The 23,463-nt window shown below is 65.3% G+C and carries 30 protein-coding genes; 14 read left to right on the plus strand and 16 right to left on the minus strand.

Going from position 1 to position 23,463, the window contains the following annotated elements:
- Positions 1–148: 148 nt before the first annotated feature.
- Positions 149–1,090 (plus strand): alpha/beta hydrolase, encoded by a 942-nt coding sequence (locus tag ACOZ4N_RS04985; protein WP_424018830.1) that lies wholly within the window; start codon positions 149–151, stop codon positions 1,088–1,090.
- A gap of 31 nt (positions 1,091–1,121) precedes the next feature.
- Here ACOZ4N_RS04985 and ACOZ4N_RS04990 read toward each other — a convergent pair whose 3' ends face one another.
- The 3 genes from ACOZ4N_RS04990 to ACOZ4N_RS05000 form a co-directional block, all read right to left on the minus strand.
- Positions 1,122–2,012 carry a hypothetical protein gene (locus tag ACOZ4N_RS04990; protein WP_424018831.1) on the minus strand — a complete coding sequence of 297 codons (891 nt, stop codon included), beginning with the start codon at positions 2,010–2,012 and terminating at the stop codon, positions 1,122–1,124.
- A 154-nt stretch (positions 2,013–2,166) separates the two neighbouring features.
- On the minus strand, positions 2,167–3,222 hold the full coding sequence (gene dph2, locus ACOZ4N_RS04995; protein WP_424018832.1) for a diphthamide biosynthesis enzyme Dph2: 1,056 nt from the start codon (positions 3,220–3,222) through the stop codon (positions 2,167–2,169).
- A 69-nt stretch (positions 3,223–3,291) separates the two neighbouring features.
- On the minus strand, positions 3,292–4,716 hold the full coding sequence (locus ACOZ4N_RS05000) for a hypothetical protein (protein WP_424018833.1): 1,425 nt from the start codon (positions 4,714–4,716) through the stop codon (positions 3,292–3,294).
- 183 nt (positions 4,717–4,899) lie between these two features.
- Here ACOZ4N_RS05000 and ACOZ4N_RS05005 point away from each other — a divergent pair, with 183 nt between their 5' ends.
- From ACOZ4N_RS05005 to ACOZ4N_RS05020, 4 genes are all read left to right on the plus strand, one after another.
- On the plus strand, positions 4,900–5,295 hold the full coding sequence (locus ACOZ4N_RS05005; protein ID WP_424018834.1) for a YlbF family regulator: 396 nt from the start codon (positions 4,900–4,902) through the stop codon (positions 5,293–5,295).
- Between the two features lie 93 nt (positions 5,296–5,388).
- Positions 5,389–6,219 carry an MBL fold metallo-hydrolase gene (locus ACOZ4N_RS05010; protein ID WP_424018835.1) on the plus strand — a complete coding sequence of 277 codons (831 nt, stop codon included), beginning with the start codon at positions 5,389–5,391 and terminating at the stop codon, positions 6,217–6,219.
- Between the two features lie 111 nt (positions 6,220–6,330).
- Positions 6,331–7,611, plus strand: coding sequence for a hypothetical protein (locus ACOZ4N_RS05015; RefSeq protein WP_424018836.1), 1,281 nt, complete (start codon positions 6,331–6,333; stop codon positions 7,609–7,611).
- A 42-nt stretch (positions 7,612–7,653) separates the two neighbouring features.
- Complete coding sequence (locus tag ACOZ4N_RS05020) at positions 7,654–8,550, plus strand: hypothetical protein (RefSeq protein ID WP_424018837.1); 897 nt, start codon at positions 7,654–7,656, stop codon at positions 8,548–8,550.
- A 30-nt stretch (positions 8,551–8,580) separates the two neighbouring features.
- Here ACOZ4N_RS05020 and ACOZ4N_RS05025 read toward each other — a convergent pair whose 3' ends face one another.
- Complete coding sequence (locus tag ACOZ4N_RS05025) at positions 8,581–9,231, minus strand: helix-turn-helix domain-containing protein (RefSeq protein ID WP_424018838.1); 651 nt, start codon at positions 9,229–9,231, stop codon at positions 8,581–8,583.
- A gap of 260 nt (positions 9,232–9,491) precedes the next feature.
- Between ACOZ4N_RS05025 and ACOZ4N_RS05030 the strand changes: the two genes are divergently transcribed.
- Positions 9,492–10,382 (plus strand): universal stress protein, encoded by an 891-nt coding sequence (locus tag ACOZ4N_RS05030; protein WP_424019933.1) that lies wholly within the window; start codon positions 9,492–9,494, stop codon positions 10,380–10,382.
- Between the two features lie 84 nt (positions 10,383–10,466).
- Here ACOZ4N_RS05030 and ACOZ4N_RS05035 read toward each other — a convergent pair whose 3' ends face one another.
- A complete protein-coding gene (locus tag ACOZ4N_RS05035; RefSeq protein ID WP_424018839.1) occupies positions 10,467–10,688 on the minus strand; it encodes a YgaP family membrane protein in 222 nt (73 codons plus the stop codon).
- Positions 10,689–10,878: 190 nt separating this feature from the next.
- On the opposite strand from ACOZ4N_RS05035, the gene trxA reads away from it, so the two are divergent.
- Positions 10,879–11,283 carry a thioredoxin gene (trxA, locus tag ACOZ4N_RS05040; RefSeq protein WP_424018840.1) on the plus strand — a complete coding sequence of 135 codons (405 nt, stop codon included), beginning with the start codon at positions 10,879–10,881 and terminating at the stop codon, positions 11,281–11,283.
- Between the two features lie 162 nt (positions 11,284–11,445).
- Here trxA and ACOZ4N_RS05045 read toward each other — a convergent pair whose 3' ends face one another.
- The 3 genes from ACOZ4N_RS05045 to ACOZ4N_RS05055 all read right to left on the minus strand — a co-directional run bounded on the left by ACOZ4N_RS05045 (position 11,446) and on the right by ACOZ4N_RS05055 (position 12,805).
- Complete coding sequence (locus tag ACOZ4N_RS05045) at positions 11,446–11,850, minus strand: helix-turn-helix domain-containing protein (RefSeq protein ID WP_424018841.1); 405 nt, start codon at positions 11,848–11,850, stop codon at positions 11,446–11,448.
- Between the two features lie 101 nt (positions 11,851–11,951).
- The gene (locus ACOZ4N_RS05050; protein ID WP_424018842.1) at positions 11,952–12,551 is read right to left on the minus strand and encodes a DsrE/DsrF/DrsH-like family protein; all 600 of its coding nucleotides are present in this window, start codon (positions 12,549–12,551) and stop codon (positions 11,952–11,954) included.
- The gene (locus ACOZ4N_RS05055; protein ID WP_424018843.1) at positions 12,548–12,805 is read right to left on the minus strand and encodes a sulfurtransferase TusA family protein; all 258 of its coding nucleotides are present in this window, start codon (positions 12,803–12,805) and stop codon (positions 12,548–12,550) included. The genes ACOZ4N_RS05050 and ACOZ4N_RS05055 overlap by 4 nt, the downstream gene beginning before the upstream one ends.
- Before the next feature lie 246 nt (positions 12,806–13,051).
- Between ACOZ4N_RS05055 and ACOZ4N_RS05060 the strand changes: the two genes are divergently transcribed.
- From ACOZ4N_RS05060 to ACOZ4N_RS05075, 4 genes are all read left to right on the plus strand, one after another.
- Positions 13,052–13,525: a YeeE/YedE family protein gene (locus tag ACOZ4N_RS05060; RefSeq protein ID WP_424018844.1), complete on the plus strand. Its 474-nt coding sequence runs from the start codon at positions 13,052–13,054 to the stop codon at positions 13,523–13,525.
- The gene (locus ACOZ4N_RS05065) at positions 13,522–13,980 is read left to right on the plus strand and encodes a YeeE/YedE family protein (protein WP_424018845.1); all 459 of its coding nucleotides are present in this window, start codon (positions 13,522–13,524) and stop codon (positions 13,978–13,980) included. Before ACOZ4N_RS05060 ends, ACOZ4N_RS05065 begins: the two co-directional genes overlap by 4 nt.
- A gap of 111 nt (positions 13,981–14,091) precedes the next feature.
- The gene (locus ACOZ4N_RS05070; protein ID WP_424018846.1) at positions 14,092–15,285 is read left to right on the plus strand and encodes an MBL fold metallo-hydrolase; all 1,194 of its coding nucleotides are present in this window, start codon (positions 14,092–14,094) and stop codon (positions 15,283–15,285) included.
- 79 nt (positions 15,286–15,364) lie between these two features.
- Positions 15,365–16,093, plus strand: a complete 729-nt coding sequence (locus tag ACOZ4N_RS05075; protein WP_424018847.1) for a DUF2270 domain-containing protein — start codon at positions 15,365–15,367, stop codon at positions 16,091–16,093.
- A 33-nt stretch (positions 16,094–16,126) separates the two neighbouring features.
- Here the strand turns inward: ACOZ4N_RS05075 and ACOZ4N_RS05080 are convergent, their stop codons facing one another.
- The 8 genes from ACOZ4N_RS05080 to ACOZ4N_RS05115 form a co-directional block, all read right to left on the minus strand.
- Positions 16,127–16,519, minus strand: a complete 393-nt coding sequence (locus tag ACOZ4N_RS05080; RefSeq protein ID WP_424018848.1) for a helix-turn-helix domain-containing protein — start codon at positions 16,517–16,519, stop codon at positions 16,127–16,129.
- Positions 16,520–16,621: 102 nt separating this feature from the next.
- On the minus strand, positions 16,622–17,257 hold the full coding sequence (locus tag ACOZ4N_RS05085) for a helix-turn-helix domain-containing protein (protein ID WP_424018849.1): 636 nt from the start codon (positions 17,255–17,257) through the stop codon (positions 16,622–16,624).
- Positions 17,258–17,298: 41 nt separating this feature from the next.
- A complete protein-coding gene (locus ACOZ4N_RS05090) occupies positions 17,299–17,670 on the minus strand; it encodes a truncated hemoglobin (protein WP_424018850.1) in 372 nt (123 codons plus the stop codon).
- 68 nt (positions 17,671–17,738) lie between these two features.
- Positions 17,739–19,307 carry an ABC1 kinase family protein gene (locus ACOZ4N_RS05095; RefSeq protein WP_424018851.1) on the minus strand — a complete coding sequence of 523 codons (1,569 nt, stop codon included), beginning with the start codon at positions 19,305–19,307 and terminating at the stop codon, positions 17,739–17,741.
- Between the two features lie 139 nt (positions 19,308–19,446).
- The gene (locus tag ACOZ4N_RS05100; protein ID WP_424018852.1) at positions 19,447–19,671 is read right to left on the minus strand and encodes a DUF7511 domain-containing protein; all 225 of its coding nucleotides are present in this window, start codon (positions 19,669–19,671) and stop codon (positions 19,447–19,449) included.
- A gap of 112 nt (positions 19,672–19,783) precedes the next feature.
- On the minus strand, positions 19,784–20,245 hold the full coding sequence (locus ACOZ4N_RS05105; RefSeq protein ID WP_424018853.1) for a pyridoxamine 5'-phosphate oxidase family protein: 462 nt from the start codon (positions 20,243–20,245) through the stop codon (positions 19,784–19,786).
- 80 nt (positions 20,246–20,325) lie between these two features.
- Complete coding sequence (locus tag ACOZ4N_RS05110) at positions 20,326–20,484, minus strand: DUF7560 family zinc ribbon protein (protein ID WP_424018854.1); 159 nt, start codon at positions 20,482–20,484, stop codon at positions 20,326–20,328.
- 112 nt (positions 20,485–20,596) lie between these two features.
- On the minus strand, positions 20,597–21,013 hold the full coding sequence (locus ACOZ4N_RS05115) for a universal stress protein (RefSeq protein WP_424018855.1): 417 nt from the start codon (positions 21,011–21,013) through the stop codon (positions 20,597–20,599).
- Positions 21,014–21,168: 155 nt separating this feature from the next.
- Here ACOZ4N_RS05115 and ACOZ4N_RS05120 point away from each other — a divergent pair, with 155 nt between their 5' ends.
- From ACOZ4N_RS05120 to ACOZ4N_RS05130, 3 genes are all read left to right on the plus strand, one after another.
- A complete protein-coding gene (locus tag ACOZ4N_RS05120) occupies positions 21,169–21,321 on the plus strand; it encodes a DUF7560 family zinc ribbon protein (protein WP_424018856.1) in 153 nt (50 codons plus the stop codon).
- Positions 21,322–21,827: 506 nt separating this feature from the next.
- On the plus strand, positions 21,828–22,211 hold the full coding sequence (locus tag ACOZ4N_RS05125) for a DUF5805 domain-containing protein (protein WP_424018857.1): 384 nt from the start codon (positions 21,828–21,830) through the stop codon (positions 22,209–22,211).
- The gene (locus ACOZ4N_RS05130) at positions 22,208–23,245 is read left to right on the plus strand and encodes a tyrosine-type recombinase/integrase (protein WP_424018858.1); all 1,038 of its coding nucleotides are present in this window, start codon (positions 22,208–22,210) and stop codon (positions 23,243–23,245) included. Before ACOZ4N_RS05125 ends, ACOZ4N_RS05130 begins: the two co-directional genes overlap by 4 nt.
- The last annotated feature ends 218 nt before the right edge of the window (positions 23,246–23,463 follow it).

Genomic DNA, 23,463 nt, shown 5'->3' on the forward strand with positions numbered 1-23,463 from the left:
CAATCATTGAAAAATGTTTGTGTATGCTTTGTAGTAATCGCCGCTCGGCACCATCGAGTAACAGTGGCGGGGCGAAACACCGAGCTGGTTTACGTCGTTAGCTCAGCGTGGGACAGAATTAACACTGGCGCGGTCCGTGGGCCACGGTATGGCAGACCAACCACATCCCCAGGTGCAGGCCGTATTGCAGATGATCGACGACCAGCCGGTGCCGCCGACGTACGCGGTGTCGGTCGAGGAGGCCCGCAACCAGCTGGAAGCGATGGCCGCCATGCGCGGCGACGGGGAGGACGTGGCCACCGTCGAGAACTTCGAGATCCAGGGGCCCGGCGGGGCGCTCCCGGTCCGCCTCTACCAGCCCGACGGCGACGGGCCCCATCCCGTACTCGTGTACTTCCACGGTGGCGGCTTCGTCATCGGCAGTCTGGAGACACACGACGCGCTGTGCCGGTCGCTCACCAACGCCGCCGACTGTGCGGTGCTGTCGGTGGACTACCGGCTCGCACCCGAGAACCCCTTCCCCGCGGCCGTCGAGGACGCCTACGCGGCCGTCGAGTGGGTCGCCGAACACGGCGATCACATCGACGTGGATACCGACCGGATCGCAGTCGGGGGCGACTCAGCCGGCGCGAACCTCTCGGCCGCGACCACCCTCGCCGTGCAGGACCGTGACGGCCCGGACCTTGCCCACCAGGTGCTGATCTATCCGGCCGTGAGTTCGCCCGTCCTCGACGAGGACTTCGACTCCTACGAGGAGAACGCCGAGGGCTACTTCCTCGAAACCGAGAGCATGGAGTGGTTCGTCGAGCAGTACGTTCAGGACGAGATCCACCTCCGCAACGAGTACTTCGCGCCACTGCTGGCCGAGGATCTCTCGGGCGTCCCGTCCGCGACGATCCTCACCGCCGAGTTCGACCCGCTCCGTGACGAGGGCCGAGTCTACGCCGACCGCCTCGAAGCCGACGGCGTCGACGTGACCCTCGACCACTACGAGGACATGATCCACGGCTTCGCCAGCATGGTCGGCGTCGTCGACGCCGCCGAGGAGGCTATCGAGAGCATCGCCGCCGACCTCGACGACGCGTTCTGAGTGTTCGAGGGGGTCCGAACCACTGGTCTATTCACGGAGACTGTGATCCCCGTTCCCAGCCTGTGACCGAGGTTTCCGGAGGGCTCCCGCCGTCGGCAACGGCCGATCCTGACTCGGCGGCGGTTCTCGACACGTTTCCGGTCCAGTCGGGCCTGGGCACGCGCTCGACGCCGAGGTCGACGAGCCGGTAGGTCATCCGTTCGGTCCCGTCGGGCGTGGGCCGGATCGCGGTCGCGTTCCGGACGACCCCCCGGTCGTCGACCCGGAGCGTCAGCGATCCGGTGTCGCCGGTCCACTCGGTCGGCCGTTCGAGCGGTGCCGCCATGGTCACGACTCGGTGGCCGTCGACCGTCTCAGAGTCCGTGACGACGAACTCGCCGTTGACCCGACTGAACGCCGCGGTGAACGGTTCGATCGTCGGTGGCACCGGTGTGACCGGGACGCGACCCGCCGCGGTGTACTCGTCGTCTCCGGGCGTCGTCCGTCGGGTGACGCGGTGGCTGTCGTTGGCCCAGATGGTGGCCCGCCGACGCTGACCCTGCCGGGCGAAGCCGCGCGCGACGACGAGGAGGTGTGAACCATTCGGACTCGCGCGGTAGGATCGGTTCCTGGCCGCGACCACCGACCCGTCGTCCCGCCGGGTCGCGTTGGTCACGGCGACGTAGCCACGGTCCGAGAGAGCACTGCGATGTGATTCGAGGACGGTGGAGATGTCGGCGGTACCGTTGGCGGTGACGCCGGGCACGGACGCGTTGCCGGCGTCGCCGTCGGGCGAATCGCTCGCAGGGCCGGACTTCAGGGCGATGTCGCCGGCGATCTGTCCGGCCGCGGCCACGAGGGCCGTGCCGGCCGTCAGGACGACAGCGACACCGAAGGCGACACACACGATGATACCGACCGTGACGAGTGGAGTGCGTGACACGTCCGAAGCCAGAACCCGGGGGGTTGTATGGGATTCTGCAGGTCGATCCACGTCTGTGGGTCGTCTACTTGCGGCGTCGGCACGCGAGCGTGCGGACTGCGAATCGCATCCCGGCGCGATGAATCCCGAGTCGACCTGCGCGCACGCGGGCGCGTCACCAGGTACCGTGGAAGGTGTCGAAGGAGAGTTCGTCCAGCGGTTTCTCGCCGATGGCGATCTCGTACTCCCCGGGGGTGAGCATCGGCTTCTTGAACTGCGGGCCGTCGTCGGTCGTGATCCGCGGACAACCCGTGTTGACGTATGCGTCGAAGCCGAAGTTCGTCAGCCGGTCGGGGGTCACCTCGTCCATCGTGATCAGGTAGGCGTTGTCGTTGTCGTCGACGATCTCCTGGGCCTGATCCCAGCGACCCTGCCCGATCTTGGTACAGAAGATGACGCCCCACTCCTCGGCGTCCATGGCCTTGTGGACCGAGGCGTAGCGCTGTTTCAGGAACTTCTCGGGGTCGGCGACGGTGATGGCGTTGTTCACCGGATCCGCGATGACGACGTGTTTGTCGGGGTGTTCCATCGCCAGGCCGAGCGGGTGGAACTTCCCGCCGCCGACGTAGAGGATCTGGTCGGCGTCCACGTCCGCGCTGGCGTAGTTACAGCCCAGCACCTGCCCTTCGTGGGTCAACCGGTCGTCACCGCGGCGGGTGTGGACCTCGTAGCCCCGGTCTTCGAGCCACTCGCGCATCTCCTCGAACTTGTTCATGTGCTGGGCGGTGGTCACCAGCCCCACGTCGGGATCGTCCTCGGGGTCGGCGAGTTCGTCCAGCGATTCGGCCATGATCGGCGTGACCTCGACGTTCGAGAACAGCGGGACGTAGATGATCTTCTCGGACTCCTTCATCGGGCTGTGCCCGAAGTGGACGAACACGTCCGTCCGGCGCATCATGTAGGTGTCCAGATCGCAGGCCCCGTAGCAGGGCTGGCCCGAGGTCATCACGGTCACGTCCTCGGGGAGTTCCGCACGGAGGTCGTCGGTGACCGCGCTGGCGCGGCGCTTCAGACCCTCGGGGAACTGCAACCCGACCGTCTCGGCGTCGCGCTCTGCGACGGCCTCGGTGATCCGGTCGAGTTCGTAATCCCACTCGCGGTCGTGTTTCAGGGACATCCCCGTCCCCCGGAGGTCCCCCTCCGAGTAGCTCTCCGACGAATCCTGGCTCATTGCACTCCGGTAACCGCCGGGCGCGTAAAACGCCGACGCTTTCGGACACCGGGGATCGCTAGCCAGGATTCAGACCGGCTCGCCCGGTCGACCGTCTCCACCGTCCGGATCGGTCCGGTCGAGATAGCGGTACAGCGGGACCGAGCCGACACCGCTCAGGAAAAGCGAGAGGACGAAAAACACGCCGGCGGCCCCCGCTCCGCTCACTACCTGCACGAGCGGCGCGAGCAACCCCTGCCGTTCGGGACCGCCCGGATAGAAACTCGCGACCGGTGCGGTCCCGTCGACGTAGCGGTCGAGCCAGCCGTCCATCCGGTGGCCGGCGACGGCGGCGACGGCGTCCTCGAAGTCCGCGTAGGTGACTGGCCCGTCCTGTTCGTTCAGCCGCCGGAACACGTCCTCCAGCGACCGTTCGCCGTCGGTCGAGAGTCTGATCTTACGATCCACGAGCGCGAGGACGCGCGCCCCCTTCGTGTACGGGACCGTCGGATCGTCCCAGGTGCCTGGCTCGGTCAGCGCGGCCGTAGTCGGGGCCCCGTCGAAGTGGGCTTCCATCGCGGCCCTGTCGATCCGTCCCTGTTCGTAGGCCAGTCGCGCGGCGTAGTACTCGGCGCTGGCTTCCCGGAACCACCGCATGTCCGTGGCGAGGACGAAGTCCTGTCGCGTGTGGACGTACTCGTGGAGCCACACGCTGTTGGGGTCGTCGAGCGGCGAGTCGGTGTTGATCCACGCCTCGTCGTGGACCGGGAACGACTCGCCACCCCGACGGGCGGGACTCCCCAGCGCGAACAACACCACGTCGTCGCCACGGTCGCCCACGTCCAACCGCGCGGCGGCGTCGCCGAGTGCCGAGAGAAGCTCGTCCTCGTCCGGACCCAACTGGGTTCCCTCGGGGCTGACGATCCGGATCTCACCGTCGGCCGCAGTGACTGACACGGAACGCTGGTCGCCGACCAGTGCGTACCGGTTCCTCACTGTGACCCGGGACGAGGAAGTGCGGCCATCGGCGAACAGCCGACGGCGCTCGACCCGCTCGCCGGCCCTGGCCCACCGGAGTTCCACCAGCGGTACCCGACCCAGCACCCACGAGTCGGTCGCGAAGTACTCGCCGCCCTCGGTGGGACGGTCGGCCGCCGCGGTCGTCGTCCGGATACGGACGCTCGCCGTGGCGCTATCGCCAGCCCGCCGCAACCACGTCCGCCCGTCGCGTCGGGTGGTCGTCATGCCCTCGACCTCGACGACCGTCGCATCCCGCCCGACGACGAGTTTGACCCGCTCGTACCCGGACAGACCGGTTACCGTGACCTCGTAGCGCAGTGCCCCGGTGCCCTCGATCCGGTCGACGGTCGACGCGACCGACGGTCCGCCCGCTGTGGTCGCGTTCGGACTCCCGTCGGCGGGGGCTGCGGCCGCACTTCCAGTCGCGACGACTGCAAATCCAAAAATCAATAATACAAAAGTCAGCCCACTGCGAGGAGATGCGACAGATACCATCGAATTACGACCGTTACCGAACGATTCTTCTCTCCGGCTAAAGCAGTAACTTTCAAAATATCGAAACTGATATCTTCACTGCGACGGCGCGACCGACGTGGCCGGCCGTGGCTTCACTCGCGTGGGGCTGTGCTGGCGGACGGTTCGGCAGGTTGAAACCGCTGAAGCACGTAGCCCACGGCGATGAGCATCGAAACGGAATCCGGCGAGTCCGCCCAGTCGACAGTCGACCAGCTCAGCCGCGACCTCGGCGAGGCCATCGCCGATCTCCCGGCCTACCAGCGCTTCGAGGAGGCCAAAGAAGCCGTCGAGAACGACGAGGAAGCCCAGGAGAAGATTCAGGAGTTCGAGTCGTTCCGCGAGGAGTTCATGCTCGCCCGCCAGACCGGCGAGGCGACCCAGGAGGACCTCCGCGAACTCCAGTCCAAACAGGAAGCGCTCCACGACATCCCCGTGATGGCAGAGTTCCTGCAGGCACAGAACGAACTCGAACTCCACCTCCAGGAGATCAACGAGACCATCTCCGAGCCCCTGCGGATCGACTTCGGCCAGAAGGCCGGCGGCTGTTGCGAAGACTGAGCCCGGATCCCAGTCCGTTTTCTCCCCGACGCCGAAGCCCCGAGCGCCGCGTGGGTCGAAATCCTCTTTTGCTGGCCCGGCGGACCCAGGGACATGGTTCACAGCGACTGGGGCGACTGGCTGCCCGCGGCCGTCGCCGACGCCGACCCCGACGGACTGGCGCTCTGGTATCTCGGTTGCAACGGGTTCGTCCTGAAGGCCGACGACGGGACCACTCTCTTTATCGACCCGTATCTCGGCACGGGTGACCCGCCCCGGACCGTGCGGATGATCCCGGTGCCGTTCGAGCCGACCGACGTTCGAGAGGCCGACGCCGTTCTGGCGACCCACGAACACTCCGATCACGTTCACGGCCCGAGTCAGGCCCCGATCCTCGCCGAAACTGGCGCCGACTACGTGGGCCCCGACGACTCCCTGGCCGTGGCCGAGTCAGAGGGCTGGACCGACGAGTGGGCCGTCGACGACGACCAGTTCCGCGAGGTGAGCGAAGGCGACAGCTTCGAGGTGGGTAGCCTCCACGTTCACGTCGAGCCTGCGAACGACCCCGACGCGACCCATCCCGTCTCCTACGTCTTCGAACACGACGCTGGGACCTTCTTCCACGGCGGCGACGCCCGCCCCGGCGAGGCGTTCGAGCGCGTCGGTGAGACCTACGACATCGACCTCGGCGTCCTCGCGTTCGGATCGGACGGCCAGATTCCCGACAAAGAGACCCGCGAGCCAAAGTACACCAAGTGGTACAGCGACGAGAACGAGATCAGCGAGGCCGCCCGGCAGCTCCGGCTGGATCGGTTGCTCCCCACCCACTGGGACATGTGGAAGGGACTGACTGCGGACCCGACGGCGCTGCACGATCACGTTCGGAGCCACGAGTATCCCCGACGGCTCGAAATCGCCGAGATCGGCGACCGGACCGACCTGTAACCGGTCGTTACTGCGGGGCGACGGACGACGGCGGAACGCGGTTGTGAGTCCCTACCACGCGGGGAGAAACGGTACGTAGCTTTAATACCGTTGGTTACTCGAAGTGTAAGCATGAGCGAATCGCAAAATTACGAGGAGGTGACCGTCGCCTCGAACGGGGTCACCGTGATCAAGACGTTCGAGGCCGACGCGTTTCCTGTCCCCGCGATTGCGTTTCGGATCAACTCGGACAGGACCGAAGCGGTGACGGTCAGGCTCGTCGACGACGTGCCGGAAAACGTCGCCGTGGAGGATCTGGGGTTCCATCCGGAGTACGGGAGTGAGTACTGGACCATCGAAGACGACGAAATTACCTTCGAGCGCGAGATCGAGGCCGAGGAACAGTACACGACGGTCTACGGCATCCGGGCGACGGGGACGGACAACGTCGAACAGTTTCTCACGGAACCGGAAATCGCCGAGGTCGACCCGCCGCTGGAGGACGAGGACGGCGTCGTCGGCGGGAGCGGGAGCGACGTGGTCCGTGACGTGATCTCCGGCAACGCCGACTCGGTCCCCGGCCTCGAAGACGAGGAAGCCGACGAGGAGGACATCGGGACGCTCGATCTCACCGATCCCAACGCCGAGGGGGCCGAGGCGGATCCGGACGAGGTGGACCTCGTGGGCGACGACGAGGACACCGACGAGGAGGACGAAGACGAGGCCGAGGCCGAGGACGCAGACGAGGAGGAAGCGGAGGACGCCGACGAGGCCGACCAGGACGCAGACACCGAGGACGAGTCCGAGGCGGAATCCGACGAGACCGAAGCCGCCGAGCCAGAGACCGGCGGTTCGCTCGACATCGAGAGCGTCGCGTCGGCACTCGCCACCGAGATCGAGGCCGGCGAGGTCGACGACGACGATCTCGAGGTCCTTCGGTCCGAACTCGAAATCGAGAGCAGCGGTGGGACCGGCGGTGCCGTCGAGGCACGCCTCGAGAAACTCCAGAGCGACGTGACGGAACTCGACGCGTACGTGGACGCACTCGAGGAGTTCCTCGAGGAGAACGGGACCGGCCAGGACCTCATCGAAGGCCTGCAGGAAGACGTGGCGAACCTCGAAGACCAGCTCGGGGGGCTGGAAGACGACATCGAGGACAACACTCAGCAGGTGGCCTCGCTCGAAGACAGCGTCGAAGGCATCCAGGGCGACCTGCAGTCTCTCAAGGGCGACGTGAAGGACGTGGACGACGATATCGACTCGATCCAGGGCGCTATCGACGACCTCGAAGACGAACTGGACGACATCGACGAGGTCGACGACCGCGTCGACGACATCGAGGACGACATCGTGGAACTCAAAGAGTGGCGCGAACAGCTCAGCAACGTGCTGGGCGCGGCCGACGGCGACTAGAAACCGGCGGCGTTTTACTCTCGGCTCGCGACCTGTTCGATAATGACTACTGTCCGCGTCGCCGTCCCGCGCAAGGGACGGCCGCTGGAGGCCGTCCTCGAACGGCTCGCGGCCCGGACGGGCACGACCGACCTCGCCGACGACGTCATCTCGACGCTCCAGTACGAGAAAGCCATCACCAAGGACAACCAGACCGCGGAGCGTGACGTGTACGACCGCTTGGCGGCCTACTCCGACACCGACGATCCGACGGCCCCCGAGTTCACGCTCCTGCGCGACGACCGCGCCGGGATGCCCCGCCGGATCGTCTTCGACAGCCTCACGCTCGATCTCGACGGGTACGACCTCCAGCTCGTCGGCCGTGAGGAACCGTTCCGGGCGCTCCGGACCCACGAGTTCGCGCTCGGGTTCGACAGTGCCGATCTGGTGCTGGAAGAAGTGGTCGGCCTCGACCCCGAACCGCTGACGGGGCTGGACGAGGTCAACGAACGGATCGACCCCCGTGATACGGACGTTCGGGTCGTCTCGGGCCTCGGCGACACCGTCTGGCACACACTCCTGGCGACACCGGAGACCAGACGGCAACTCGACACCGACCTCGACCGGTCGTTCGTCGATGCCTACGAAGGAACTCTCTGTATCTCACCCCGCTACGAACGCCTGGTGGAGGCGGTCCTCGGGACGGACGCCATCGAGGGGATCGAGTTCACCTATCCCGACGAAGGGGCCGTCGAGGAGGCGGCTATCGCGGAGACGGGGCTCGGGGTGTACCTGACCGTCACCGGATCGACGGCCCACGACTACGGGCTGGAACTGGGCGAACGGCTGTTCCCGAGCGAGACGGTCCTGCTCGAAAATACCGCGGAGACGACGGCGGCGACCGAGCGGGCGACCGACCTGTTCGTCGGGGCGGACCTGGAGACGAAGCTCGCGAGTTGACCGGACGACGAACCAGTCCACCCCGCCCGATCACTGAGGCGCGATGGCAGTGAGGACCGTGGCCTCGATTTTCCGGAGGTGTTCGCCGACGGTGCCGTCCGAGCGGTCGAGGTAGTCGGCAACGTCGCGCTGTGTCGCCTCTCGCGGCGTCCGATAGTACCCGACCTCGAGCGCCGCCAGAAGCGTCTCCTGCTGGCGCTCGGTGAGCTGCGCGTAGAGCCGTTCGGACTCCGGTTCGTACTCGCCGATCCGTGCCAGTTCCACGTCGATGGGCCCGGGGACGTTCGCCAGCGCCGCCTGGAACGTGTCGGCCTGTCCGATCACCAGTGCGCGGACGCGTCCGTCGTCAGTGTACTCGATGGGCATGTCGAGGATGAGTTCGCTCGTCCGGACGAATTCGAGCAGTTCGGTCAGTTCCTCGCTCGGCTCGAAGTGTGCGTAGACGGTGATCCGGTCCGTCCCGGCCGAGATCTGGTAGTCGATGAGCGCGTCGTCGGCCGCCGTGATCTCCCTGACGCGGTCGACGTTCCCGGACATCTCGTAGAGGGTCGTGGCCGTCCCGTCGTCGAGCAGATCGAGGTGGTGGAGTTGCTCGCGGGTGATGTCGTCGGCCGCCGCCAGCGCCGCCTCGGTCGGTGACGTTGGCTCCAGCAGTGTGAGGACTATCTGCGCGTATCGCATGGAGACGAATGACAAGTCGAGCGCATAAACGTACCCGTTGAACTCTAGTTTCTATATAGCGATATGAGATTTACAAGTGCGCTCTCGGACGGCCGATTGTAGATTATTACTTCGGTAACGAGTGAATTATTCTGGGCTGGCTACACAATCGGTGCCTGTAGGGCGTGGTTCGGGCAACGACGGGCGGCGATTCGTACTTCCGTCGGATGAGAACGGCACCCTCGCTTTTTGTACTCACGGGAAGTAGCGTCGGCGAAGGGATGTACGAGCGGATTCTCATACCGACGGACGGAAGCGATCACGCAATACGTGCGGCCGAACACGCGATGGCGCTCGCACGTGCGTTCGACGCGACAGTGCGGGTGATCGGCGTCGTCGACATACAGGGAGCGGCGGGGCCGTTCGATGCGGGCGGCGTCGACGACGCGTTCGTCGAGAACCAGAAATCACAGGCCCGTGAAGCTATCGAGGCGGTCGAAGCGCTCACCGACGAGCGTGTGGACACGGACATCCTCGAAGGGACGCCCGCGACCGCAATCGTCGACGACGCCGCAGAATTCGACGCGGACCTGATCGTGATGGGGACTCACGGCCGGACGGGGGTGCATCGCTACGTGGTCGGGAGCGTCACCGAACGCGTCGTCCGGCTGGCCGACGCCCCCGTGCTGACGGCCCGGGCGGGTGTCGAACTCGGGCCCGCTGGCGACTGTGACGACGTGTTGATCCCCACCGACGGGAGCGACCTGGCAACCGTGGCCGTCGATCACGGGATCGCGATCGCCGAACAGTTCGACGCACGGATTCACGCGGTCTCCATCGTCGACGTGGGCGACCTCGCCACCCGGGTGGAGTACACGCCACCGACCGAGGCGCTCGAACGGGTCCGCGACGAACGGACCGATGCGACCGAAGCAATCGCCGACCGCGCACGTGCGGCCGGTCTCGACGTGCGGACCGAGGTCCGGGAGGGGTTCCCGGCGGAAGATCTGATCGGGTACGCAGGCGAGGAGGGTATCGATCTACTCGCGATGGGGACACACGGCCGGACCGGCCTGAACCGGTTCCTGCTGGGGAGTACCACCGAGCGAATCATCCGGCACGCGGACGCGCCAGTCCTCGCCGTGAACGCCCGCGAAACGACGGACGAGTAGGGAGCGATTCGTTCGTCCTCGCCACCGTGGCGGCGAACCAGGGAGACCGCGACACCGCCGGTCGATCCGGTGCCTCGGAACCGATCAGCGGTCCGCGTCGCAGGTGTCGATCCCCGCACCGGCGTAGATCGGACACCGCTGTGTCGTGCCGGTCACGACCAGCACAGCGCCGATGGCGACGATCAGCGCTCCAACCGCGACACCGGCGGTCCAGTACCCCATGACGGCCGCTCCACCCGCGATGGCGACCAGGACACCGAGCGCGATCCGGACTGTACGGTCGACACTACCGACGTTTCGGTCCATACCGACTGTTACGGACGCCACTGTATTGTATGTTGTGGATATTGGACACAACACCGGATCAGAACTGAATCCGGACTCCCTCGAATCGGGAAAGAGACTCGATCAGTGGTCCTCTGGGTCGATTCCGGCGTAGCAGTATTGCCTAAATAGCACAAAACAACTAAGTACGCGTGGGACGTAGCGACTGTCGATGAGCGAGAACCGATCCATCGACGACATCAAAGAAGCGAAGCTCGAGGAACTGCGCGAGTCGGCCGACGCGAGCGCTGGCGGGTCGCCGTCCGAGCCTGTTCACATCGGATCGCCGGGAGATCTCTCGGAGACCGTCGACCAGAACGACGTGGTCCTCGTGGACTTCTACGCGGACTGGTGTGGCCCGTGTAAGATGCTCGAACCGACCGTCGAGGAACTCGCGGCCGAAACCGAAGCGGCCGTCGCGAAGGTCGACGTCGACCGGAACCAGCAACTCGCCGGCCAGTACGGCGTGCAGGGTGTGCCCACGCTCCTCCTGTTTGCCGACGGGGAACCCGTCGAAAAGCTGGTCGGCGTCCAGAGCAAAGACGATCTGGCCGAGCTGATCGGCGCGTACAGCTAACGCTCGCGCCAACTCCGTATTCCAGTCGTCTGTTCCGCCTGCACCGCTCTCCGGCGGTGGTTCGAGTGATATTTCGTCGGTCCAGTTACCGCGAACCGGTCACTGTAGAGGATAGCTCGGATGGAGAGTACACAGTCGATCAGCGGGGCGTTGCGCGAGAACTCAGGATTCCGACGGAGTCGTCGGGACCGCTTCGTCCTCGTACTTGGTTCGGAACTCCTGGATCAGCTGGCCGATCTGGGCGTACCAGTCGTTGAGCAGTCGCTGCATGTCGTCGGTGACCTCCTCGGGATCCGCGGGGTAGTAGACGTGGTAGTACCCGCCCTGCTCGTAGTTGATCTGTTCTTTCTGGACGAGACCGGTCTGGAGGAGGCGCTGGATCGACCGGTAGGCCGTCGAGCGCTCCCGCTCGACGCGGTCCGCGATCTCGTCGACGGTCAACCGCTCGTCGCTCGTCGCGAGCGTCTCGAAACACTCCCTGTCCAGATCCTTGAGCCCGTGGAGACACTCCAGGAGCCCCTCACACTCCATATCCTGGCGCAACATTTCCGCCATCGAGTCTGGCATAGCTGTACGTAGTTGGCGCGGTGCTAAAAGAGTTATGTATGGTTTACACAACACTCCGTCGAGCGTGCGAGCGGAGGTGTAGCCGCGAAACAGCAGGTTGGTCAGACCAGCAGCTGGATGTCGGCGTCGGCCATCTGCTCCAGGGCCGTGGCGGCACCGACGCCGACGGTGACGTCGTCGTAGAAGTCGTCCTCGTCGTAGTCCATCAACTCGACGGTCATCTGGCAGGCCTGCATCTCGACGCCCATGTCGAAACAGGTCTCCAGTAGCTCCTCGATGCTGGCCGTCTCGTTGTCGGCGATCCGCTTGCGCATCATCTTCGTCGTCACGCGATCCATTCCCGGGAGCGACGCGATGGCGTTCGGGACGGGCATATTCGGGTTCCCGACCGAACTCATCTGGAGGTCCGTGGAGTGGTCCTCGTGGAGGATGTCCAGCCCCCAGAACGTGTGGAAGACTGTCACGTCCCAGCCGAAGGCGGCGGCCGTCGACGCGAGGATCAGCGGCGGGTAGGCCATGTCCAGCGTCCCCTTGGTCGCGACGATGACCATCGACTTCTGGCCGTCGTCGACCTCGGTCTCGACGCCGGCCAACTCGTCTTCGAGTTCGTCGACGCGTGCGCGCAACTCCTCGAGTTCGGCCGGGTCGACGTCCGGTGCCGGCCCGTCGGTCTCGGCGCTCTCGTCCGTCTCCGTACTCATTCCTCCACCTGCACGTAGTGGACGTAGACGCTCTCGCCGCCCGCCTCGCGTTCTTCCTGGTCGAGCAGGGCGACGCCGTCCGTCCCACCAGCCCAGCCGTCGATGTCGCTCACGCTCCCGGAGTCGGTCGCGACGACTTCCAGCACGTCGCCACCGCCGAGATCGTCGACCGCCTGTTTCGTCTTCACGACCGGCATCGGGCACGAGAGTCCTTTCACGTCCAGCGTCTCGGTGACATCTGCCTCGTAGCTCATGTTGTGTCCTCGCCGTACAATACTATGTCCGGCATTGATAATTGTGTCGATAGTGCCCACTACTATAATAGGCTAAATCGAAATCAGGCCGTTCAACGCGTAATTGGAGGGGAAATGGCAGGAGCAGTATTGTGAAAAATATGGTTTGCTATGCAAATCCTTTTTGCAGAGCAGCCGATAGGACGGGTGAGACATGCCCAGAAATCGACTCGGTTCGGCGGTTCGCTCGGGCGGGGTGACCCGCCGATGATCGGTGCCGAACTGTTCCCGAACGGCATCGCGCGGTACCTGATCGGCGGTCTGCTCATCGGCGGCGGTGCGGCGGTGATCTACCTCGCGACCGGTATCATCGCGGGCGCGAGTACCTTCCTCGAATCGACGCTCTCGTACGTGTCGGGCGTCCCGCGGTTCAACCGATTGCCCTACGTCACGTCTCGTGACTGGCGCGTCGTGTTCACGGCGGGGATCGTCCTCGGGGCTGGCGTCTACGCCCTGCTCTGGCAGGGCGGTGCCTGGACCACCGAGGTTCAGTGGTGGCGACTGCTCGGCGGCGGCATCCTCGTCGGCGTCGGGACCCGTCTCGGGAAGGGTTGTACGTCCGGCCACGGCGTCTGTGGCGTCGGCTCGCTGTCCCGGACCTCCATCGTCAACGTCGCGACGTTCATGACCATCGCCGTCGGGACTGCCCAACTCGTTCAGGCACTGGGGGTGTCGCCGTGAGCGACCGCGGCCCCGCGTTCTACCTGTCCATCCTCGTCGGCGGGCTGATCTTCGGCTTCGGGCTCGCCTACAGCCACATGGCCCGTCCCGAGGTCGTCCTCGATTTCCTCCAGTTCGAGGACCTCGGCCTGCTGTTCGTGATGGGCGGAGCGGCCGTGGTGACGGGGATCGTCTTCACCGTCGCGACGAACACCCTCGACCACGCACCGATCACGGGCGAGGAGTACGTCCGCCGTGTGAAGTCGTTCGACCGCAACGTCGTCGTCGGCGGCGTCGTCTTCGGTGCCGGCTGGGGCATCTCCGGAATCTGTCCCGGTGCCGCCTACGCCAGCGTCGGCCTCGGCAACTGGCCGATCCTCTGGGCCGTCGCTGGCATGTTCCTCGGCGCGTACGCGCAGGGACGACTGCGCTCGCACATGGCCGATTCGAGCGCCGGTCCCACCACGGCCGACTGAGATTTTCGGATCCACGTCGTCGAGCCCGACTGTCGACTACCTTCTCTAATTGGTTGTGTTGTGCAATACGCACAAGATATATGTCCGTCGAGCGTGTACCGGTGAGTGTACATGGACCCGGACGACTTCCCGACGCCGGACGTCGAGGTCGACGAGATCGAGCCGAACGAGCTGAAGCGACGGATCGACGACGGCGAGTCGGTGACGATCCTCGACGCACGGATGGAGAGTGATTTCCAGGAGTGGCACGTCGACGGTGCGTCCGTCGAGATCGCCAACGTCCCGTACTTCCACTTCCTCGACGAAGCGGTGGACGACGGCCTCCTCGAGCGCGTGCCGGAGGGCGACCCGCTGGTCGTCCTCTGTGCCAAGGGGGGCGCGAGCGAGTACGTCGCCGGCCGGCTGGCCGAAGCGGGCCGCGACGTGACGCACCTCGGGGAGGGAATGAACGGCTGGGCCCGTATCTACGAGCGCGAACCTGTCTCGCGGTACGACGGACCCGGCGACCTCTACCAGTACCAGCGTCCCTCCAGTGGCTGTCTCGGCTACCTGCTCGTCTCCGACGGCGAGGCGGCCGTCGTGGACCCGCTGCGGGCGTTCACGGACCGTTACCTCGACGACGCCGCCGACCTCGGGGCCGAGTTGACCTACGCCTTCGACACGCACATCCACGCCGACCACATCAGCGGCGTGCGCGCGCTCGACGAGCGCGGCGTCACGGGCGTCGTCCCCGAGGCGGCCCGCCAGCGCGGTGTGACCTACATCGAGGACCTCGAAACGGCCGCGGACGGCGACGCCTACGCGGTCGGCGCGGCCACCGTCGAGACGATCCACACGCCGGGTCACACCAGCGGCATGACCTCCTACCTGCTCGGCGAGAACCTGCTGGCGACCGGCGACGGGCTGTTCGTCGAGAGCGTCGCCCGCCCGGACCTCGAAGAAGGTGACGAGGGCGCACCCGACGCCGCCCGCCAGCTCTACGAGACCCTCCAGACGAAGGTCCTCACGCTGGACGACGACGTGCTGATCGGCGGCGCACACTTCAGCGACGCCGCCGAACCGGCCGCGGACGGCACCTACACCGCTCCCATCGGCCAGCTGGAGGACGAGATGGACGCGCTGACGATGGACGAACGGGAGTTCGTCGAGCTGGTCCTCTCGGACATGCCGCCCCGGCCGGCCAACTACGAGGACATCATCGGGACGAACCTCGGTCAGCGCACGGCCGACGACGCGGAAGCCTTCGAACTCGAACTCGGGCCGAACAACTGCGCGGCCAGCCAGGACGCCCTCACCGGCGACTGATCGCGGCCACCCACGACCACAGTGTTGATACAAGTGGACAATATTAACGTGACTATGCGACGACGCGCGGGGGATCGGCATGACTGAACACTCGACGCGCGAGCGGGCGGGCGAGGAGACGCTCGACGACGACCACCGGCGGCTCGACCCGCGCGTCGGAGAGGGCCTGCTCGACCGCGATATGGGGCCGAGTTCGGCCATGGCGCACCTCTACCGGGGCGAGATCCACCGGATGAAGCTCTGGCGCGAGCGCCTGGACCGCACGACCAACTGGGCGGTGCTGTTGATCGCGGCCGTGTTGACGTGGGCGTTCTCCAGCGAGGCGAATCCGCACTACGTGATCCTCGTCGGCCACGCCGCGGTCGTGATGTTCCTGTTCATCGAGGCCCGGCGCTACCGGGCCTACGACGTGTGGCGCTCCCGCGTGCGGACCCTGCAGGAACACGTCTGGGCCGTCGGTCTCGACCCCAGCCAGGACCTCGAAGACGACGGCTGGCGCGAACGACTCGCCGAGGACTACCGGCGACCGCGGCTGAAGATATCGACGGAGGAGGCCATCGCCCACCGGCTCCGGCGGGTCTACTTCCCGATCTTCACCGTGTTGAACGGCGCGTGGCTGCTCCGGGTGACCGCCTTCGCCGGCACGGACTGGCCCGCCAGCGCCGCGGTCGGTACCATTCCCGGCACCGCGGTCACTGCCATCGTCGCGGTGCTGTACGTCGGTGCGCTCGTGATCTGCTGTCGCCCACGGACCTGGCACACACGCGGTGAGCTCCTCGACGAGGACCTCAGACAGAACGGAGAGTGATCGGCGACGGGACCGTACGGGATCGCAGTCGATTCAGCGGTCGCCGGGCGACCGTGCGCGCTGGGTGACTTCGAGGCCCATCTCGCCGCTGGCACCCAGCGACACGACCACGTCCTCGACCGTGCGGACGTACTCGCTGCTGTGTTTCCCGGTCGTACAGAGTCGCGTGCGCTCTTCGAGCAGGCCGGCGTCGGTCAGCAGTTCGAGCTTGCGGTAGGTCGTCGAGAGCGGGAGGTCACAGGTGTCCGAGACTTCGTTCGCCGAGAGTGCGTCCTCGCTGGTCGCCTCCAGAATGGCACGGCAGTCCGCGTCGTCGAGCGCGTCGAGGACGTGCTGGATGTTCTCGGCACTGTCGACGGTAGTCACGTCGTTCGAGGTGGTCTCGGCGAACTTCACGGACGAAACGGCGGACGGTGACTGACTCATACTACAGACAACACCGTCGAGGGTGAGGAACTGACAGCCCCAGTATCCGGGATGGTTTATATGCGAGTCGAAGACGTTCGTCTCCCGTTCACCCGTGGTCGCTCACAGCAGGTCGCCCAGCAGTTTCGTCTCGGCGGCCGAGAGGTGTTCCCGCAACGTCGAGGGGTTGATGTCGAGTGCCTCGGCCACCTCCGTCGCGTTGGCTCGTCGCGGGTTCTCGAAGTACCCCATCTCGTGGGCCGTCTCCAGCACTTCCAGTTGGCGGTCGGTGAGTTTGCTCCGGTCGATCAGAACGGAATCCTCGGCGGTCTCACCGGCCGGGGCCCGGACGAACCGCTTGATGTCCACGTCGGGGAAGCGCTCGCGGAGCTCCCCGACGACGGTCTGGAGCTGGTCGTAATCGGCCGCGTGAAACACGACCGTCAGGCGTCCATCGCGGGCCACGTACCGGGTCACGGGACAGCCGAATTGGCCCAGACACTCACAGGGACAGGTGATACCGTCGTCGTGTACGATCCGGTATCGCTCGGTCGATCCGTGGGAGAACACCGGTGTGAGGTCGCCCTCGGGATCGTACTCCGCGTCGATGGAAAATTCCGTCGCACACTGCACGTCCGCAGTGGGACGAACACTCGTCGCCACGGAATCGACCGTCGCCCCTGCCTCGGTGGCGTGTTCGACGACCGGACAGATGTCGGGTGTCGAAAACTCGACCGTCGCTCGTATCCCGGACGACATCGGTGCCGGACGTTTCCCGGGCAGTCACTTCAGTGTACAGGTCACTCGGGAGGCCCGTCCAGCAACTCGTCCTCGTACGCGGCGACGGCCTCGACGACCGCCTCGGCGTCGTCTTCGGGCACGTCGAAGGCATCGAGGCTCTCCCGGAGCAGGGCGACCGCCCGCTCGATGTCCGCCGGCTCGAACGGGACGTGCAGGTGTGCCTCCCGTACCGGCTCCGCATCGTACGTCTCCGGCCCGCCGGCGGCCTCACAGAGGAAGTCGGTCTGTGTCCGCCGCAATCGCTCCACGTCCGCGTCCTCGAAGAACGGCCCCAGCCGCTCGTCGGCGACGAGTCGGTCGTAGAAGTCGTCGACGACGGCTCGAATGCCGTCTCGCCCGCCCAGCCGTTCGTACAGTGTCGTCTCGGACATGTTCGGCCGTTCGGAGACCCCGATGAAAAAACGAGTCCGGTCTTCCCACTCCCTGGAAACGGCCTCGATCAGGTACCCCGCTGGGCAACCAGATACGTCACCAGGAAGACGCCAGACAGACCGGCCACCACGGCCGCGTGCGGGCCCGGCCGGACGGTCAGTATCGACGCCGCGATCGCGAGCGACCCCGCCAGGACGGCGTATCCGAGGTGCTGATCGCCGCGTGCCCGCCCGTTTGCGGGCTCGGTCCGGACGACGAGTTCGCCGCGTTCGAGCCGATCCAGCGAGCGGTCGAGCCTCGCCGGCAGTCGCGTGAGCGCGGGCAGTGATCGCTGCGCGTCGGTCCAGGCTTCCTCGACCATCCCTTCGAGTTCCCGTTCGACGAATCCCTGTTCGACGAGGAACCGGCGGATGACCACCAGGAAGTCGAACTCGGGATCGAGCTGGCGACAGACGCCCTCGCCGACGGTGCCGACTCGAACGAGCAACATCACGTCGGGCGGGATCCGGAACGGGAAGTCCTGCAACATCGTCGTCAACTCGGTGATGATCGCCCGCCAGGTGATCTCCGACCGACCCTCGAGATTCTCGATGACCAGTTCCAGCACGCGACCGACCCTGGCGCGGTCGACGTCGGGGTCGAGCACGTCCAGTGCGATCAGCGCGTCGACCAGTTCGCGAACGTCCCGCCTGACGAGCGCGTGATAGAGGTCGACGATGTCGCCGCGGACGCGTTCGGGGAGCCGTTCGCTCATGCCGAAATCGTAGATCAACAGCGCGCCTTCGTCCGTGACCGCGAGGTTTCCGGGGTGTGGATCGGCGTGGAACACGCCGTCGACCAGCCCCATCTCCAGATACACCGTCGCGATGCGCTCGGCCATCTCGTGTGGCGTCACGTCGAGGCCCGCGAGCGCGTCCTCGTCGGTGATCTTGCGGCCGGTCAGGTAATCCATCGCCAGGATTCGGTCCGAGGAGAGTTCCTCGTGGGCCGCCGGGACGACGACGCGGTCGTCGTCGACGAAGTTCGCACGCACGTCGGCCATGACCCGCCGCTCCCGCTCGAAGTCGAGTTCGTCCAGGATGATCTCCTCGAAGTCGTCGGCGGCGTTGCGGATGGAGTACTCCTGCCGCTCGTCGACGAAGACGCTGATCACCGGCACCAGCGCCCGGACCACTCGGAGGTCGCGCTCGATGATCGGCTTCAGTCCCGGACGACGGACTTTCAGCGCGATCCGGTCGCCCTCGTACGCGACCGTGTAGACGTACGCGAGCGAGCCGCCGGCAACCGTTTCGAGCGTCGAGAGGTCCAGATCGTCACCCAGTTCGGTCTCGACCACCGCACGCGGATCACCGCCGGCGTCCTCGGGTATCTCGTCCTGAAGCGTCGCGAACACGTCCGCGTAGACCGGCGGAACGATGTCGGGACGCGTCGAGAGTACCTGGCCGACCTTCACGAACGCCGGCCCGAGTTCGAGCATCGTGTCCCGCATCCGTTCGGCACGCCGTCGGTGGGCCGCTTCGTCGAGTCGCCTCGGTCCGCCGAACAGCAGGAACCGTCGCCGGTCCCTGAGGAAGGCGACGGCGAACGGCAGAAATCGACCGACGACGGCCAGATACCGGCGGACGAATCCGCTCATCGCTCACGGCCGTGCGTCTCGTCTCTGCGTCGACAGTTCATGATGTCACGTTCGGGTGACCGACTCATATCTGTGTGGGGAGAGTGTATTCGGGCGGTTCCGGAGGTTCGTGGTTGCCCATCGTCCGTCCGAATCCCCGCTACCGCATCCGTTCGAGGCTCACGAAGGATCCCTCCCTGGCGGTGATCCAGGACGACATCAGTTCCAGCCCGCTCGCGTCGGCCGGGTAGAGGGTACACTCGGCTGGCCGCCCGCGGGAGACGACGATCTCGGCGGCCAGCGGCACGGCCTCCGCCACGTCGTCCGCTGGGATCGGGAGCGGTGCCTCGTCTCGAACGTCGTCGTCGGTCGCGTGTGTACTCATCGTGATTACCCTCCTGGCCGCGTGGCTCGTTCGAACGGACGGGTCACGCGCGGATAATGCCCCAGTGAAATTCCCGCGGACTGAGAAGTCGTCGGTACTCGGTCGCTCGCGCTCACGAGGATTCGAGGGCGTCGTCGACGTCGATGTGTCGGCCGCTCAGCTCGTCGGGGACGAGCTGGTACAGCTGGATGTCGAGGTTCTCCTTGGACTCGCCCCAGATCTCGAAAAGCGGGCGTTTCGCCTCGCCGTACTGTTCGATGTGTTCGACCGTCAACTCCGAGCGTGGGATCTCTTCGAGCCTGCCGATCGCGACGACACTCCGGTACACACCGCTTTCGTTCTCGTAGACGACCAGGCGGACCCGCGGCGTGGAACTCAGGAACTGCCGTTTCTCACTGCCGGGCGTCGAGACGAGTCGAAGATAGAACCGCCGTGTGTCGCTGTCGTACCCGTACGAGATCGGAATCGCGTACGGTTCGTCGTCACGAGCCAGCGAGAGGACGCCGGTCTCGTGGCGGGCGAGGACTGCATCGGTCTCGTCCTCCGACAGCGATGTCTGCTGATCCAGAGCCATTTGTTCGCACCCCCAATACAGCAGTGTCCAATTAATACTTGTCCGTCCCGCGGCGCGAGACGGTCGATCAGCGCCGGCGGTCACTCACCCGCGGGCGACGACGAAAACACCGTCGGCGTCACGCTCGTCCCGCAGACCACGCAGCCGTGTTCCACGAGCGCGTCCCGCATCGACGCGTTCACCGACATGGACTCGTCACACTCCGGGCAGGCGAAGGTGTAGTCCGGTCCAGTGGCCATGATACGTCCTCCTACGGTGCCACGTGATAAAGGCGATTCTCTGCTTCCAGCCCAGTGGGAACGATCCGGCGGCGGAAAACCGAGTCCGAGCCACTGTTCGACCGGGGTTCGCTCAGGCGAGCTGGACCGGTCGGTCGCACCGGTCGACGACGCGGTTGGCGACGCTCCCGATGTGGTGGCCGGTCTGGGACTGCCCGTGTTTGCCGAGCAGTGTCAGGTCGGCGTCGATCTCGTCGGCGTACGCGACGATCTCCTCGTGTGGTTCACCGTGGCAGGTCTTTGTGACGATCTCCACGTCCATCGTGTCCGCGCGCTCGTCGATCTCGGCCAGGTGCTCGTGCGCGCGGTCCTCCAGTTCTTCGAGTACCAGTTCCGTGCTGGACAGCGCCGGCTCTCCGTACCGGCCCGTATCGACGACCGAGATGACGTGGACGACGGCGTCGTATCTGGACCCGAGACTCAACGCGTGTTCGACCCCCCGGTTCGCCGGAGCGCTTCCGTCAGTCGCAGCGAGTATTACGTCGTACATTGTTCCCCACGAGTGATCGTACGACGCGGTTCGCGATAAGCGCTCCAGTGATTCCTACGAGGTGAGAAATCCAGTCTCCGGCCAGCCAGCGCAATTCCCGCTCGGCTGGAAACAGAGGGCTTCATTTATCCCTTGGACGCATACTCCCCGTACGGATGGTCGAAAACGGGGCCGCGGAGTATCGGTTCGTTTGCGACGAGTGCGGTGAGTCGCTGGAGGTCAACGACGCGATGCGTGAGACCCTCATCGAGAAAGGCTGTGTGATCTGCAGTGCCACCGTGACCAGTGACGAATTTTCCCCCGAGTGAACGCCCCGCGTCGGGTTCGGGGAAAGTGACGACATTCTAACCACTCTCCCCCTCACGACGAGTGTCGTCTTGCTTATAGCCAGATACGGTTTACACGACTGGCTTGCGACGACCGCCGGGGGACTTTCGGTATCTGGCATTCTCTGAGGTCGGAGACTCGTCACCGATGCCGACTGCCCGAATAGTACGTATCGCGCAGTGGGTCGATTCTTCACGAGCAACGTGGTGAGTGAGAGTGGGATTCACTGCAGGGGGAACTTCGGGCCCTCGACCCCTGGGGTCAGGTCGATAGATACCAACTCTCACTGATCCGTTGATCATCCGCGCCCGTCGGGAGGGCCCAAATTAATATCCTGATTTTTAGCACTATACTGAGATCTGAACAATACCACAAATACAAATAACAAAATATGGTCGGCGTGTTTGGGGGCTTATCAGCACAAATAACCTCCCTTATTCGGGTTAGTGGGGACAAGCTTTAGTCACCGGCGTCCGAGTAATCGAACATGTCCGCTGACGGTGACGTCGACACATCTCGGACCAGCGTCCGGACGTACGTCCCGGCGTATCAAAAGGAGGAGTGGAGCCGACAGGCCGACCGGATGGACATGAGTCTGAGCGAGTTCGTCCGCTCGATGGTACAGGCCGGTCGTCGGGGCTTCGAGGGCGGCATCGACGGAGCCGCGTCCACGAATCCATCGGCCGAGAACGATCAGGGGCTGGAGGCACAGATCGTCGCCGAACTGCGCGAGCGGGGCTGTTGTTCCTGGGACGACCTCGTGACCGCCGTGACCGACGACATCGAGTCAGAGCTGGAGCGGACGCTTCAGGAGAGTCCACGCATTCAGCACAGCCCCCGACAGGGCGGCTACGTTCTGGAGGACGAATGAGCCAGGCCCAGTCCGCCGAGACGCCGGACGATCCGGTGGCCTATTTCCTCCAGGACATCGAGTTTCAGGGCAAATCGGCCCGGACACGGAACTCCTACGACCGGGTTCTGCGGGAGTTCGAGACGTATCTCGACGCGAACGGGATGGGGACTCTCGACGATGCGTCCTATCGGGACTGTATGTCCTGGATCCACACGCTCCGTGGTTCGCACGCGGAGAGTTCCATCGCGACGTACGCCTCCTACCTCCACCGGTTTTACTCCTACATGGTCCAGGTCGGCGTGTTCGACGCGAATCCGATGACCGTCGTCATCGAGGAGATGGACGAGTCGATCCACACCGATCCGACCAGGCGCGACCTCTCCATCGAGGAGATGCGGGGATTCGTCGAGACGATCCAGCATCCGCTGGCCGACGCCATCGTGACGACGCTGCTCAAGACGGGGATGCGGTCCGGCGAACTGTGCAATCTCGACATTCGCGACCTGAACCTGGAGGGTGTGGCCCTGTCCGACGCCGGGATCGACGAGATTCGACCCCAGTTACAGGGCCGACCGGACTCCATCTACGTCGACGACGCACCGGAACGCGGCGAACGCATCAACGGTGAACGCCGCGACGCGTCGAACAAACGCAAGCGGGCGACGGTCGTCCCCGTCGACGCGGAGCTGAAAGCGACACTGGAGCGGTGGCTCGCCGTCCGACCGGACCCCGTCTCCCCGGCCGAACCGGTATTCGTCAGCACGAGCCGTAACTGGGGCGAACGCGTCACTATCGACGCCGTCCATCACGTCGTCGCCACGAACGCCGAACGCATGGGCTGGTACCGGACCGGCGGCGGGGCCGACGAGAACGTCACACCTCACTACTTCCGGCATTTCTTCACGACTCACCTCCGGGACCGGACGGGGGATCGCGGTATCGTCAAGTACCTCCGCGGGGACGTGGCGTCGGACGTGATCGACACCTACACCCACAACTGGGGCAGTCGCGTCCGGGAAACCTACGAGACTCACATCTACTCACTGGTCTGAGCCGGGGTTTCGCCAGTAGCTATCAGATATTTTTTATTCCATCCTTGTCTATTCGTGTCCGCGTCCGAACGTATAAATCGCATGTCGCTATACACAATCTGCCCTGCCAGGTCGTAGTCGAGCCAACCGAAGATCGCTGTAAAGACGGACGAGGCTGGAGACGGTCCGGATGGTGCTGGTTGCCGGAACCAGTGGAGCAATCACGCCAAAACCTATGT

Source organism: Halorientalis pallida, from assembly GCF_049605515.1.
GTDB classification, from domain to species: domain Archaea; phylum Halobacteriota; class Halobacteria; order Halobacteriales; family Haloarculaceae; genus Halorientalis; species Halorientalis pallida_A.

Coding starts and splice junctions, on each gene's coding strand:
- ACOZ4N_RS04985 (WP_424018830.1), top strand. CDS start 149: ATGGCAGACCAACCACATCCCCAGGTGCAGGCCGTATTGCAGATGATC.
- dph2 (WP_424018832.1), bottom strand. CDS start 3,222: ATGAGCCAGGATTCGTCGGAGAGCTACTCGGAGGGGGACCTCCGGGGG.
- ACOZ4N_RS05000 (WP_424018833.1), bottom strand. CDS start 4,716: ATGGTATCTGTCGCATCTCCTCGCAGTGGGCTGACTTTTGTATTATTG.
- ACOZ4N_RS05005 (WP_424018834.1), top strand. CDS start 4,900: ATGAGCATCGAAACGGAATCCGGCGAGTCCGCCCAGTCGACAGTCGAC.
- ACOZ4N_RS05010 (WP_424018835.1), top strand. CDS start 5,389: ATGGTTCACAGCGACTGGGGCGACTGGCTGCCCGCGGCCGTCGCCGAC.
- ACOZ4N_RS05015 (WP_424018836.1), top strand. CDS start 6,331: ATGAGCGAATCGCAAAATTACGAGGAGGTGACCGTCGCCTCGAACGGG.
- ACOZ4N_RS05020 (WP_424018837.1), top strand. CDS start 7,654: ATGACTACTGTCCGCGTCGCCGTCCCGCGCAAGGGACGGCCGCTGGAG.
- ACOZ4N_RS05025 (WP_424018838.1), bottom strand. CDS start 9,231: ATGCGATACGCGCAGATAGTCCTCACACTGCTGGAGCCAACGTCACCG.
- ACOZ4N_RS05030 (WP_424019933.1), top strand. CDS start 9,492: ATGTACGAGCGGATTCTCATACCGACGGACGGAAGCGATCACGCAATA.
- ACOZ4N_RS05035 (WP_424018839.1), bottom strand. CDS start 10,688: ATGGACCGAAACGTCGGTAGTGTCGACCGTACAGTCCGGATCGCGCTC.
- trxA (WP_424018840.1), top strand. CDS start 10,879: ATGAGCGAGAACCGATCCATCGACGACATCAAAGAAGCGAAGCTCGAG.
- ACOZ4N_RS05045 (WP_424018841.1), bottom strand. CDS start 11,850: ATGCCAGACTCGATGGCGGAAATGTTGCGCCAGGATATGGAGTGTGAG.
- ACOZ4N_RS05050 (WP_424018842.1), bottom strand. CDS start 12,551: ATGAGTACGGAGACGGACGAGAGCGCCGAGACCGACGGGCCGGCACCG.
- ACOZ4N_RS05055 (WP_424018843.1), bottom strand. CDS start 12,805: ATGAGCTACGAGGCAGATGTCACCGAGACGCTGGACGTGAAAGGACTC.
- ACOZ4N_RS05060 (WP_424018844.1), top strand. CDS start 13,052: ATGATCGGTGCCGAACTGTTCCCGAACGGCATCGCGCGGTACCTGATC.
- ACOZ4N_RS05070 (WP_424018846.1), top strand. CDS start 14,092: ATGGACCCGGACGACTTCCCGACGCCGGACGTCGAGGTCGACGAGATC.
- ACOZ4N_RS05075 (WP_424018847.1), top strand. CDS start 15,365: ATGACTGAACACTCGACGCGCGAGCGGGCGGGCGAGGAGACGCTCGAC.
- ACOZ4N_RS05080 (WP_424018848.1), bottom strand. CDS start 16,519: ATGAGTCAGTCACCGTCCGCCGTTTCGTCCGTGAAGTTCGCCGAGACC.
- ACOZ4N_RS05085 (WP_424018849.1), bottom strand. CDS start 17,257: ATGTCGTCCGGGATACGAGCGACGGTCGAGTTTTCGACACCCGACATC.
- ACOZ4N_RS05090 (WP_424018850.1), bottom strand. CDS start 17,670: ATGTCCGAGACGACACTGTACGAACGGCTGGGCGGGCGAGACGGCATT.
- ACOZ4N_RS05095 (WP_424018851.1), bottom strand. CDS start 19,307: ATGAGCGGATTCGTCCGCCGGTATCTGGCCGTCGTCGGTCGATTTCTG.
- ACOZ4N_RS05100 (WP_424018852.1), bottom strand. CDS start 19,671: ATGAGTACACACGCGACCGACGACGACGTTCGAGACGAGGCACCGCTC.
- ACOZ4N_RS05105 (WP_424018853.1), bottom strand. CDS start 20,245: ATGGCTCTGGATCAGCAGACATCGCTGTCGGAGGACGAGACCGATGCA.
- ACOZ4N_RS05110 (WP_424018854.1), bottom strand. CDS start 20,484: ATGGCCACTGGACCGGACTACACCTTCGCCTGCCCGGAGTGTGACGAG.
- ACOZ4N_RS05115 (WP_424018855.1), bottom strand. CDS start 21,013: ATGTACGACGTAATACTCGCTGCGACTGACGGAAGCGCTCCGGCGAAC.
- ACOZ4N_RS05120 (WP_424018856.1), top strand. CDS start 21,169: ATGGTCGAAAACGGGGCCGCGGAGTATCGGTTCGTTTGCGACGAGTGC.
- ACOZ4N_RS05125 (WP_424018857.1), top strand. CDS start 21,828: ATGTCCGCTGACGGTGACGTCGACACATCTCGGACCAGCGTCCGGACG.
- ACOZ4N_RS05130 (WP_424018858.1), top strand. CDS start 22,208: ATGAGCCAGGCCCAGTCCGCCGAGACGCCGGACGATCCGGTGGCCTAT.